This window comes from Micromonospora rosaria, assembly GCF_001567585.1.
Lineage (GTDB): Bacteria > Actinomycetota > Actinomycetes > Mycobacteriales > Micromonosporaceae > Micromonospora > Micromonospora rosaria.
Genome location: NZ_LRQV01000075.1, coordinates 21609 through 34201 on the forward strand (window position 1 = coordinate 21609; position 12593 = coordinate 34201).

The following is a 12593-nucleotide window of genomic DNA, read 5'->3' on the forward strand; positions in this document are numbered from 1 at the left end:
CTCCGAGGAGCGTTGTGGCGGGCTCAATGAAAGCATCGGCTGTGAACGGTGTCAACACACATGCTGTTTGACGGCCATGGCACACTGCGGGGGTGCCGATCTTCGTCGCCGGACACCTCACCCGGCAGCCCGGAGCAGACCCGCGGACCCTCACCTTCGCCCTCGTCGACGTGGCGACAACGGGCCCGCACCCCGAGCAGGGCGCCCGGATCTGCGAGGTGGCCGTGGTCCGGATGCGCGGCGACGGCGTCGTCCTGGACGAGTACGCGACCCTGGTCGATCCCGGCGCGTCGATCGCGGACGCCGAGTCCCACCGGAGCGCCGACGTGGACCTCGCCCCCGCGCCGACCTTCGCGGAGATCGCCGACGACCTGCTGGCCCGGCTGAGCGACGCGATCGTGGTGGGCCACAACCTGGAGTTCGTCGACCGGTTCCTCGGCGCCGAGCTCGACCGCCTGGACATCGCCCTGCCGCCCGTTCCCGGGCTCTGCTCCCTCGTCACCTGCCGGGTCCACCTCGACCGAGAGGAGCATGCGCTGACGGAGATGGCCAACCTGCTCACCGGGGAGTGGCCCAGCGGGCTGCCCTCGACGCTCGGACTCGCCCGGGCCATGGCCGGCACGCTCGCCACCCTGGTCGGCGCGGCCCCCGAGCCGCTGTCGTGGCGGGGTCTGGCACCGGTACCGCTGCCGGCGCAACCACGCGGCACGCCCGTCACCCCCCGCGTCGTCGGGCTGCGCAGGGGCAGCGAGGGCTGGCTCGCCACCCTGACCGCCCGGCTGCCGTACACGGTGGATCCGCCCCGCCCGCGACCGGACGGGCTGCGCGACTACCGGGCGCTGCTCGCCCGCGCGCTCACCGACGGCCGGATCGTCGGCGGGGAGGCCGCCGACCTGGCCGCGCTCGCCGGTCGGGCCGGGCTGACCCAGGCGACGGCCTGGCAGGTGCACGAGGAGTTCCTCGTGGTGAGCCGGGCCCACGCCGAGGCGGACGGCGTCGTCACCGCCACCGAGCTGCGCGAGCTCCAGCGGGCGGCGAAGGAGCTCGGGACGACGTACCTGATCAGGGACCTGGAGGAGGCGGCGGCGGCCAACCGGGCCCGGCGCGAGGCCCCACTACGGGGTTGGCGGGTGCTGCCCGTCGGCGACTCGGCCGAGGTGACCGAGGCCGTCGACCTCGCCGTCGAGCACGGGGCCACGGTGGCGGTGAAGCTCACCCGCACCGTGCGGCTGGTGATCGTCGACGAGGGCGCCGCCGCGGACCCCCGGATCGCCCGGGCGACCGACCTCGGCGTGCCGGTCCTCACCGTGGCGCAGGCCCGCACGCTGCTGGCGGACGAGGTGGCCGCCGCGTCCGGCAGCCCGGCCGCCGCGCCGGAGGAGGCCGACGACGACGGCCCGCACGGTCCCCGGTGGCACGAGTACTGGCGGCCCCGGGAGCTGACCCCGGCGGAGTACCGCGACCGGTTCGGCGGGACCCTCGCCGCCCCGATCGAGGTTTCGGTGGAGGTTTCGGTCGCCGTCGAGGGGTCGGCGGCCACCGGGCCCGCCGTCGGCCGGTCGACGCCGATCCTCGCCACGACCACGCACGCCAAGAGCGGGTGCGCCGTCGTCGCGCTGGTCGGCGGCGCGCTCCTGGCGGGGGTCGTCGAACTGGTGCGGCAGCTGATCGTGTGAGCTAACTGTGAACTAAGTCAACAGGCGTGATGCTTGACGGGTGTGGCACACTGCGGAGGTGCAGGAGAACCCGTCCATCACGGCGGCGGAGATCGCCCGGCTCGCCGGGGTCGGCCGCGCCGCCGTCAGCAACTGGCGCAAACGCCACGCCGACTTCCCCGCCCCGGTCGGCGGCACCGCGACCAGCGCCGAGTTCGACCTCCGCCAGGTCGAGCAGTGGCTCCACGGGCAGGGCAAACTCCCCGAACTGTCCACCGTGGACCGACTCTGGCACCACCTCGCGCGCACCCCCGACGCCGCCCCCGCCGTCCTCGCCGCCGCCGGCGCCCGACTGCTCGCCCGGCACCGGGGTGAGACCCCGCCCCCGACCGACGCCCGGCTCGGGGAGCACGTCGCCAGCGTCGACGCCCTCGCCGACGAACTCGGCCCGCAGGTCGCCTTCGACGAGCTGTGGCAACGCTTCTCCGCACCCGGCCCCGGCGGCCGTACCACCGTCACCCCCGACGGCCTCGCCGACCTGATGGTCGCCCTCGTCGACGCCGGTGGCGGCACCGTCCTCGACCCGGCCGCCGGCACCGGCGCCACCCTGCGCGCCGCCGCCCGTGCCGGCTGCACCGCCGCCCACGGCCAGGAGATCGACGCCGACGCCGCCCGGCTCGCCGGCCTCTGGCTCGCCCTGCACGGCGTGGCCGGCGAGGTACGCCCCGGCGACTCGCTGCGCGCCGACGCGTACGCCGGTCGCACCGTCGACGCCGTCGTCTGCCACCCGCCCTTCGGCGTCAGCACCTGGGGGCACGACGAACTCGGGTACGACCCGCGCTGGGAGTACGGGACACCACCGCGTACCGAACCGGAGCTGGCCTGGGTCCAGCACGCCCTCACCCACCTGCGACCCGGCGGGTACGCGGTGCTGCTCATGCCCCCGGCGGCGGCGAGCCGACGGGCCGGCCGGCGCATCCGCGCCGAACTGCTGCGCCGGGGCGCGCTGCGCGCCGTCGTGGCGCTCCCGGCGGGGGCAGCCGCGCCGCACGGCGTACCCCTGCACCTGTGGGTGCTGCGGCGGCCCGCACCGGACGCGCCCGCACCGGCGCGGACGCTGCTGGTCGACGCCGGGGCCGGCGAACTGACCGAGCTGGCTCCCCGGGTGTCGGCGGTGTGGCGGTCCTTCGCCGTCGCCCCGGAGGCCGACGTGGCGCAGGCCGGGTTCGCGCGGGCGGTGCCGGTGATCGAGCTGCTCGACGAGGAGACCGACCTCACCCCCGCCCGCCGGCAGGCCGCCGTCGAGGCCGCCAGCACCGGAGAACACCTGGTACGCACCCGCGACCGACTGGCCGCCCTGGTCAAAGAGTTGCCCGCGTTGATCCCACCGGCCACCGCCGCGCCGGCCACCGAGGCGGGGCTGACGGTCTCCGTCGCCGAGCTGGCCCGCACCGGCGCGTTGGAGATCATCGGCCCGATCCGGGCGACCGCCGCCGACGAGGGTGAGCCAGCCGACGTCGGTCCCCTCGTCCTCACCGTGACCGACGTCCTCGCCGGGACCGAGGCCTCCGCGCGGGACGCAGGCCGGCTCGGCCAGGAGATCGGCCTCGCCCCCGGTGACGTGGTGGTGCCGATGATCGCCCGACAGCTCACCGCCCGGGTCGTCGCCCGTGCCGGGGCGCTGCTCGGGCGCAACCTCTACCTGCTGCGGCCCAACCCGGCGGCCCTCGATCCATGGTTCCTCGCCGGCCAGCTCCGTACCTCGGCGAACGAAAAACAGGCGTCGAGCCTCTCCGGAACGTTGCGCTTGGACATCCGGCGGGCCCAGGTGCGGCGGGTGTCGCTGGAGGAGCAGCGGACCCAGGGCGAGGCGTTCCGCCGGCTCGACGCCTTCGAGTGGGCCGTCCGACAGGTAGCGGTGCTGGGGGAGGAGTTGATCCAACTCACCGCCGACGGCCTGGCGCGCGGCTCCCTGCTCCCGGACACCGATCACTCTTAGAGGGCGACCGAGTCGTACCGTCGCGCTCGGAGGCGGGTGATGGTCGATGACGACGGTGTGCGGATGTCGGTTGACGCGGTCTGCCGGCATGCCGTGGCGGTGGACGACGCCGCCCACCGGATGAGCACGGCCCGCGGTGCGCGGCGCACGACCGGACTGACTCTATCGGCCCGGGAAGCGGTGTGAGTGCGTCGGATACCCGACGGCGCCGTGGTGCCGGAAGGCCGTGGGCAGCGACGAAACGATCTGGCAGTACACCAGACTGATCAGTGGCTGGTTCTCCACTGTGTCGCGTAGTACGGTCATGCGTCCGCCGGGCGTGGGGCAGGGCGGACGCATGAGGGAGAGTGGATGACCCTGGGCAGCATCGGGGGCTTCGAGTTGGTCAAGCCGCTCGGGTCAGGCGGGATGGGGGAGGTGTACTTCGCGGTCTCGCCGACTGCGGACCGGGTCGCTCTCAAGGTGATCAGGAAGCACCTCGTCGAGGCGCCCACCGTCCGGGAACGGTTCGCCGCCGAAGTGGACAGTCTCCGCCTCGTCTTCGGCTCCCGTGTCGCCCGGCTCGAGGACGCCGACCCGTACGCCGACCCGGCCTGGCTGGCCGTGGAGTACGTCCCCGGAGCCACCCTGCGCCAGCACGTCGACGCCCAGGGCCCGTTGTCGTTGCCGCTGGCGGCGATGGTCGGGGCGATGCTCGCCGACGGGCTGGCCAAGGTGCACCAGGCGAAGTTGCTGCACCGGGACCTGAAGCCGCAGAACATCATCCTCGGCCCGGACGGTCCGAAGCTGATCGACTTCGGCCTGGCGGTACTGATCGGGCGGGACGGTCAGCTGACCGCCGACGGCGATCTCGTCGGCACGCCCGCGTACATGGCTCCCGAGCAGGTGAAGGGTGAGTTTTCCCTGACCGCCGCCGTGGACATCTACGGGCTGGCCGCCACGCTGGTGTTCGCGCTCACCGGGCACGGCCTCTACCCGTCCACGAACTCGTGGCATCTGCTGCTGCGGATCAGTGAGCCGGACGACCTGCCGGACCTCACCGGGGTGCCGGCCGAGTTGGCACCGCTGCTCGGCACGATGCTGGCCCACGACCCGAGCGCCCGTCCCCGGCTCGACACGGTGCGTGCCCGGCTGCTGGAGGTGGCCGTCGCGGCCGGCGGGCGCGGCGTGGTGGAGCTGCGCGGGAAGGTCATCGAGCTGACCTACGACGAGGACAGCGAGCTGCTGGTGCCGCCGAGCCTCAGCGACCCCCGGCAGGACCCGGAAACCGCGACGGTGGACGAGCCACCGGAGCCGGAACCGACAACACCGGAGCCGGAGCCGACGACGCCGGAAACAGATCAGTCGGACCAGACGACATCGGCCCACCCGGTGCCACCCCCGACAGACCTGACCTGGCTCATCGAAAAGCTGCGCCACCAGTACGCCCGCCGCAACACGCTGTAGGAAGGCACCTCCCACCGCATGTCCCACCCGCAAGCCGTGACCTTCGCCCCGGGTTCCCGTATCGAGGTGCGGGACGAGGAATGGCTGGTCCGCAGTGTGAAGACCGGCACCGCCGACGGCACCATGATCAAAGTCGTCGGGGTCTCCGAGTTCGTCCAGGACGTCGAGGCCACCTTCTTCACCGCCCTCGACGCGATCACCCCGCTGGTCCCCGAGGAGACCGAGCTGGTGCGGGACACCACGTCCCGGTTCCGGCAGAGCCGGTTGTTCCTGGAGGCGGTGTTTCGGCGTACCCCGCTGCCGCGCACCGAACGCGGCCTGGCCCTGGCCGACCGGTTCCTGCTGGATCCGCTCAGCTACCAGCAGCGCCCCGTCGAACTGGCCCTGTCCGGCCTGCGGCCCCGGATTCTGCTGGCCGACGTGGTCGGCCTGGGCAAGACGCTGGAGATCGGGCTGATCCTCGCCGAGCTGATCCGCCGGGGCCGGGGCGACCGGATCCTGGTGGTCTCGCCGCAGCAGGTCCTCGAGCAGTTCCAGCGGGAGCTGTGGACCCGCTTCGCGATTCCGCTGGTCCGACTCGACTCGACGGGCATCCAGCGGATCCAGCAGGAGATCCCGGCCGGCCGGAATCCCTTCACCCACTTCAAGCGGGCGATCATCTCGATCGACACGCTCAAGGACGCCGGCCAGTTCGGGCACCACCTTGACGCCACCACCTGGGACGCGGTGGTGATCGACGAGTCGCACAACCTGATCAACACGGGTACCCAACGCAACGAACTGGCCCGCAAGCTCGCCGCCCACTCCGATGCCCTGCTGCTGGCCAGCGCCACCCCGCACAGCGGTGACAAGGAATCCTTCGCCCAGCTCATCTCGCTGCTGGACCCGACGGCCATCGCCAACGAGAAGGACTACGAACCCGACGACATCGCCCACCTCTACCTGCGCCGGACGAAGATCAGCCCGGAGGTCCGGGACCAGATGGGCGACCGGTGGGCCGATCGGGGACCGTCCACGCCGGTCACCTGCGCGGCCGGTGACATCGAGGAGCAGATCTTCGACGAGCTGACCGACGTGTGGTTGGCCGGAAAGTGGAGCGACGACAGGATCACCGGCCAGCACCGGCTCTTCCCGTACACGTTGTTGAAGGCGTTCCTCTCCTCCCACCGGGCGCTGCACGAAACGGTGAAGAAGCGCCTGAGAGAGGCCACCGGCACCGAGCGCGTCGCCCTGACGCGGCTGGCCGAGCTGACGACCGCGATGACCGATGACGACTCCAGCAAGCTCCGCCACCTCGAACAGCAGCTCAGAGAGATCGGGGTGGGCCGGGGCAGCGACATCCGGGCGGTGGTCTTCTCCGAGCGGGTCGCCACCATCAAGTGGCTGGCGGAGGTGGTGCCGGCCCGCCTCGGGCTCAAGCCGAACGCCGTGCGGGTGCTGCACGGGGGCATCCCCGACAAGGACGAGCAGCAGATCCTGCAGGAGTTCGAGCTGGCCGGCAGCGAGGTGCGGCTGCTCTTCACCGGCGATGTCGCCTCCGAGGGGGTCAACCTGCACCAGCAGTGCCACCACCTCTTCCACTACGACATCCCGTGGAGCCTGATCCGGATCGAGCAGCGCAACGGCCGCGTCGACCGGTACGGGCAGCAGCACCAGCCGCAGTTCCGCGCCCTGCTCCTCACCTCCGCGCGCGTGGACGCCAAGGACGACCGGACGGTCTCGGCGGCGCTGCTGCGCCGCGAGGAGAAGGCCCACCGCACCCTCGGCAGCGCCCACGCGGCCACCGGTTGTTTCGACGGTAAGGCCGAGGAGGACCGCCTGGTCCGTGACCTGCTCGCCGGCCGCACGGTGGACGAGTCCTACGAGGCCGCGCACGCCGAGGTGGACCCGATGGCCGACCTGTTCGGCGATGTCGGCTCCGCACCGGAGACCACGGAGGTGCCCCGGGCCCGGGTGCCGAAGCTGTTCGACTCGACCCGGGACTTTGTCGACACCGCCCTGCACGAGATCTACCAGGACCGCCCCGAGGACCACATCGACCTGCGCCGCGAGGACGAGCTGCTGACCTTCCTCGCCCCGCCCGACCTGGTGCAGCGCCTCACCGACCTGCCCCGCAGCTACCTGCGCAACCACCGGGAGGGCGAGCAGCTACGCCTCAAGGTCACCTTCGACCGTACGCTGGCGCAGCGCAAGCTCGACCAGGCCCGGCAGTCCCGGACGCCGGTCTGGCCGGAGGTCGCCTTCCTCAGTGACGTCCACCCGATGGTCGACTGGCTGGTCGACAAGGTGCTGATCCGGCTGGGCCGGCAGCAGGCCCCGGTGCTCACCGCCGACGTCACCGACCCGGTCTTCCTCGTCCAGGGCGTCTACGCCAACCGCCTCGGTCAGGCGACCGTGGTCCAGTGGATGGCCGTCTCGGGCCTGCCCGATGCGCCGACGATCCGCCCGATGGACGAGGCGCTGCCCGCCGCCGGGGTCGGCCCGACGATGGTCAACCGGGTCGAGCCGGTGGACCTGGCCCCGCTGCGGGCGCTGCTGCCGCAGGCCGTCGCCGCCGCCCGACAGCACCTCGCCGGCAAGCGCGACGAGTTCGACGCCGCCAACGCCGCGCCGCTGCGCGAGCACCGGGCCCGCCTGGCGACCTTCCAACAGGCCAGCCTCTTCGACACCGGGCCCGCCCCGCACCGCGAGAGGCGGCGCCAGCGGGTGCAGGCCACCGTCTCCGAGCAGCACGACCTGCTCGACCGCCTGGAAACCGACGGCGAACCGCTGCTGCGGGTGCTCGCCGTCCTCGTACCGTCTGGGGAGCAGAGCGCCGCATGAGCTTCGAGTCGTTGACCAACCGTGGCGAGTACCTCTCCGCGCACTACCTCGCCGAGGTCCTGCCCACCACCCTCAAGGGCGGCCTGGCCAAGCGGTGGGCCGAAGAGGAGAAGGGCGGGCGGGTCACCCCGCGCGCCGGCCTGCGCCGGATCCGCCGGGACTTCTTCGACGCCAAGACCGAGCTGACCGACGAGGAGTTCTTCGACCCGAAGCGGCTGCGCAAGCACCACCAGGAGGTGCTGCGGGCGCTCGGGTTCGACCCCCAGCCGCAGACCCTCACCGTGGAACGCGGCGGCCACGAGCACGAGGTCGTCGTCGCCCACGCCGAGCTGGCCAGCGGCCACGGCATCCTCGCCCTGGACTGCGGCTGGGCGGTGGACCCGGAGGACGCCCAGAACCCGGACGGCGCGGGCCTGCTGCTCGACCCGGTCGCCCTACCCGGCAACGAGACCATCACCACCGGCGCCAAGCTCGCCTCCTGGCTCTTCGCCGCCGAGAGCCCGAAACCACGGTACGTGCTGATCCTCAGCGGCGGCGTGCTCACCCTCGCCGACCGCACGGTCTGGGGGGAGGGCCGCTACCTGGCGGTCAGCCTCGACACCGCGTACGCCCGCAACGACGGCACCGAGTACGACGTCGTCGCCGCACTCTTCGGCGCGGACTCGCTGCGCCCGCCCGCCGAGGGCGGCACCGAGCCCCTCGCGGACCTGGTCGCCGGCTCCCGCCAGCACGCCGTGGGTGTCTCCGGTGAGCTGCGGGAGGGGCTGAAGGTCTCCGTCGAGCTGATCGCCAACGAGGTGCTGGACCGCATCCGCGACGCCGGCTACCAGCCGCAGCAGGTGATGGAGCTGGACGAGTTGGCCCGGGAGTTGGGCCGGCAGGCGTTGCGCTACCTGTACCGGGTCCTCTTCCTGCTCTACGCCGAAGCCCGCCCCGAACTGGGCGTACTCCCGGTCAACGACCCCGACTACCTGCGCGGCTACAGCCTGGCCCGGCTCGGTGACCTGGTCGCCCGGCCGCTGCCGGCCTCCGCCGAGGGCGGTCGGCACCTGCACGACTCGCTGGACCTGTTGTTCCGCATGGTCAACGAGGGGCACCGTCCGCGCGCCGGGGTCGCCGTGGCGGAATCGGCCAGTGAGGGGGAGGGGCCGCGCTTCGAGCCGCTGCGCTCGGACCTGTTCCTGCCGGAGCGGACCCACCTGATCGGCCGTTCCGTCCCCGCGCCGGACGGGGACGACGACGACGGAGACGGGCCGACGATCGACACCCGGCTGCGCAACAAGGTGCTGCACGAGGTGCTGCGCCGGCTGATGCTCACCAAGGGCGGCAAGCGCCGCCGGGGCGGCTTCATCTCGTACGCCCAGCTCGGCATCAACCAGCTCGGCGCGGTGTACGAGGGGCTGATGTCGTACACCGGGTTCGTCGCCACCGAGCGCCTCTACGAGGTGGCCAAGAACGGCGACCCGAAGGACGGCTCGTGGATGGTCCCCGCCTCGAAGATCGAGGAGTACGACGATGGCGTCTTCGTCTATCGGGAGAACGCGTACACGGGTATCCGCAGCCGGGTCTGCTACGAGCCGGGCCAGTTCGTCTACCGGCTGGCCGGCCGGGACCGGCAGACCAGCGCCTCCTACTACACCCCGCAGTCGCTGACCGAGGTCACCGTCCAGCTCGCCCTGAAGTACCGCCTGGACCAGGAGGGCACCACCACCCCGGCACGTGAGCTGCTGGACTGGACGATCTGCGAGCCGGCGCTCGGCTCCGGCGCGTTCCTCAACGAGGCGATCAACCAGGTCGCCGCCGAGTACCTGCGCCGTCGGCAGCGGGAGCTGGAGACCACCCTCGACCCCGAGGACTACCACCTGGAACTCCAGCGGGTGAAGGCGTACATCGCGCTGCACAACTGTTACGGCGTCGACCTGAACCGCACCGCCGTCGAGCTGGCCGAGGTCAGCCTCTGGCTCAACGTCATGCACGCCGGCCTCCAGGCCCCCTGGTTCGGCCTGCACCTGCAACGCGGCAACTCACTGATCGGCTGCGGACGCAAGACCTACACCCCGGGCCAGCTCACCGACAAGTCGTGGCTGACCAGCGCGCCCGCCGAGAAGCCCTTCCGGGACGGCCCGATCGACGACGGCACCGTCCACCACTTCCTGCTCCCCGCCGACGGGTGGGGCGCGGTCGCGGGGGAGAAGGAGGCCCGCGAGCTGGCCCCGGCCGAGACCGCCAAACTCAAATCCTGGCGTACGGCGATGAAGCGCGCCCCGTCGACCAAGGGCACCAAAGGGAAGAATTCGCAGGTCAAGCGGCTGCAGGGGCTAGCCGGGCGGGTGGAGTTCCTGTGGGGTCTGGTGCAGGAGCGCCTCGCCATCTCGGAGCGGGAGATCCGCCGCGACATCGCCGTCTGGGGCGCGAAGGACCTGCCCCCGGTCGACGGGGCGGTGCCCCGGGAGGAGATCCTCGCCGATCTGACCGCGCCCGGCACCCCGTACTGGCGGCTCAAGACGCTGATGGACGCGTGGTGCGCGCTGTGGTTCTGGCCGCTGGACAAGGTCGGTCTGCTCGACGGCTCCGACCCGGCCTATCCGCCCACCCCCGTCGAGGTCACCCACGTCAAGGACGAGCCGGCGAACGACGAACCGACCGTCTTCGAGACGCAGGACATCTTCGGCAACGTGCAGCCGCAGCAGATGAAATTGCCGACCAAGCCGACCGGCGGCACCCGCCGGGTGACGGTGGCCGAACAGCTCCGGCGACAGGTGCCCCTGACCAACCTCGACGACTGGCTGACCTTCGCCGAAGCCCTCATCGGCCGCAGCGACGCCGACGAGGACACCGCCCGCTTCTACGGCCGCAAGCTCACCAGCCTGGCCGAGCTGAGCGAGTTCGAGCAGAAACTCGACGGCGTGATCGGCGTCGATTCGCCCTGGACCCTCGCCGACCGCTTCCCTTGGCTCCTCACCGCCAACCAGATCGCCACCGACCAAGGCTTCTTCCATTGGGAACTCACCTTCGCCCAAGCCTTCATCAAGGGTGGTTTCGACCTTCAGGTCGGAAATCCGCCATGGGTCAGACCGCGCAAAGACCAGCCAGGAGCGTTGGCGGAGTTGGAACCGTGGTTCATGCTGGCTGATAAGCCCGCGAGCGTCGATTGGGAACGCCGAAAAAAATTGACGGTGGGTCGACCCGTTGCGCTCAGATACTTTCTTGCGGAGGTGCTAAATCAAGCCGTAGTTGCTTCTTTCCTTGGCTCCTCGTGCACGTACTCACATCTCGTAGGAACTCAGCCAAATCTGTACCGCGCATTTATGATCAAGTGCTGGTCTTTGATGAAGCGTGTGGGTCTGTGTGCACTCATTCATCCCGATAGTCATATGGCTGGCATCAAGGAGGCGCCTCTGCGTGGCGCAACCTACAGAAGATTGCGCTTGCATGCCCATTTCTCAAACCGTCGACTCCTCTTTCCTGAAATCGAGTGGACGAAGCAATTCGGAATTCATGTATACGGCTCGGAATCAGAGATCGATTTCCTGAGCGTCAGTTGGCTGTTTGATCCAACCACCCTGACTGGATCTCTCGATCACGACGGGGACGGGGGTGCGCCTGGCATTCGTGTGGATGGTCGCTGGGATGTAAGGCCTCATGCGGCAAGGTTGGTAAAGGTGGACTCCGCAGCGCTTAGAGAATGGCATAAAATCGGAGGTGAGGAGGGATCGGTGGAGGAAACAAGACTCCTCTATCCGGTAAGTACTTTCGAGCAGCGCGCCATTGCGGCGCTTGGAGAATACCCTTACCGACTTGCGTCGCAACTTCCTCACATATCGCCTGGATTCGACGAATCGAAGGATTCGAAGGCGGGTGTGTTCGGGTGGGACACTTATGATCCCGCGAGTTGGTCCGACGTTATCTACCAGGGCCCCTTGTTCGGTATCGCAAACCCTATGGCGAAGATGCCTCGCATCCCATGTCGTCTGAACAGGGACTATGACGCGTACGATCTGACGCAGCTGCAGGCTGATGCCGTTCCTAGGACCAACCTCCGACGCTTTGTCGGGGCGGGCCAGTTTAGAGAGATGCAAGATCAATGGCTAATGCGGGCTTCCCCGGTTGCGGATTCGCCTATAGTGACTCGCAATAGCTCGGATTTGTATCGGTTGTTTTGGCGTAGAATGGTGGCATTCGATACCGAAAGAAGCCTTTTCTCTGCAATCCTGCCGCCGGGGCCATCTCATGTTAATACTGTCCACTCGATGTCTCTCGGAGATCATCTTTCCACAGCGTTGGTAGCAGGGTTCTGGGCCTCCTTGCCACTGGACTATCTGCTGAGGATTTCGGGTAAGGCTGACCTGAGGAATACGGACGCTGGTAGGCTTCCTGCGCCTATCCCCGGGCATCCCCTGCAATCAGACCTGCTCTTGCGAGTGCTCCGTCTTAATTGCTTGACTAAAGCATATGAAGACTTTTGGCGAGAGCTTTATCGGCCCGAGTGGTCCGACCTGAAATGGGCGGTATCCTGGCCGGGCGCGGGAGCCCTGGGCGGCGTTGGTGAAGTTTGGAGCTGGGACACACCGCTTCGGGTTGACCGGGACCGGCGCGCTGCTCTTGTAGAGATTCAGCCATTTTCATCGTGCGTAGCGGTTGGCTTCGACGTGGTGCAGGACGAGGATGGC

The 12593-nt window shown here is 70.0% G+C and carries 6 protein-coding genes; all 6 read left to right on the forward strand.

What is annotated here, in order from left to right; translation table 11 throughout:
- Positions 1 to 92 precede the first annotated feature (92 nt).
- Positions 93 to 1676, forward strand: a complete 1584-nt coding sequence (locus AWW66_RS19415) for a 3'-5' exonuclease (RefSeq protein WP_067368342.1) — start codon at positions 93 to 95, stop codon at positions 1674 to 1676.
- A gap of 58 nt (positions 1677 to 1734) precedes the next feature.
- Positions 1735 to 3654, forward strand: coding sequence for an N-6 DNA methylase (locus tag AWW66_RS19420; protein WP_067368344.1), 1920 nt, complete (start codon positions 1735 to 1737; stop codon positions 3652 to 3654).
- A 39-nt stretch (positions 3655 to 3693) separates the two neighbouring features.
- Complete coding sequence (locus AWW66_RS33815) at positions 3694 to 3840, forward strand: hypothetical protein (protein WP_157527605.1); 147 nt, start codon at positions 3694 to 3696, stop codon at positions 3838 to 3840.
- 165 nt (positions 3841 to 4005) lie between these two features.
- Positions 4006 to 5100: a serine/threonine-protein kinase gene (locus tag AWW66_RS19425; RefSeq protein WP_067368347.1), complete on the forward strand. Its 1095-nt coding sequence runs from the start codon at positions 4006 to 4008 to the stop codon at positions 5098 to 5100.
- Between the two features lie 18 nt (positions 5101 to 5118).
- A complete protein-coding gene (locus AWW66_RS19430) occupies positions 5119 to 7923 on the forward strand; it encodes a helicase-related protein (protein WP_067368350.1) in 2805 nt (934 codons plus the stop codon).
- Positions 7920 to 12593, forward strand: a 4674-nt coding sequence (locus tag AWW66_RS19435) for a DNA methyltransferase family protein (RefSeq protein ID WP_067368353.1), incomplete at its 3' end; no start/stop codon positions are given. The genes AWW66_RS19430 and AWW66_RS19435, both read left to right, overlap by 4 nt.

Bases quoted from the DNA above. Each gene is read 5' to 3' on its own strand.
- AWW66_RS19430 (WP_067368350.1), top strand. From the start codon at position 5,119: ATGTCCCACCCGCAAGCCGTGACCTTCGCCCCGGGTTCCCGTATCGAG.
- AWW66_RS33815 (WP_157527605.1), top strand. From the start codon at position 3,694: ATGGTCGATGACGACGGTGTGCGGATGTCGGTTGACGCGGTCTGCCGG.
- AWW66_RS19425 (WP_067368347.1), top strand. From the start codon at position 4,006: ATGACCCTGGGCAGCATCGGGGGCTTCGAGTTGGTCAAGCCGCTCGGG.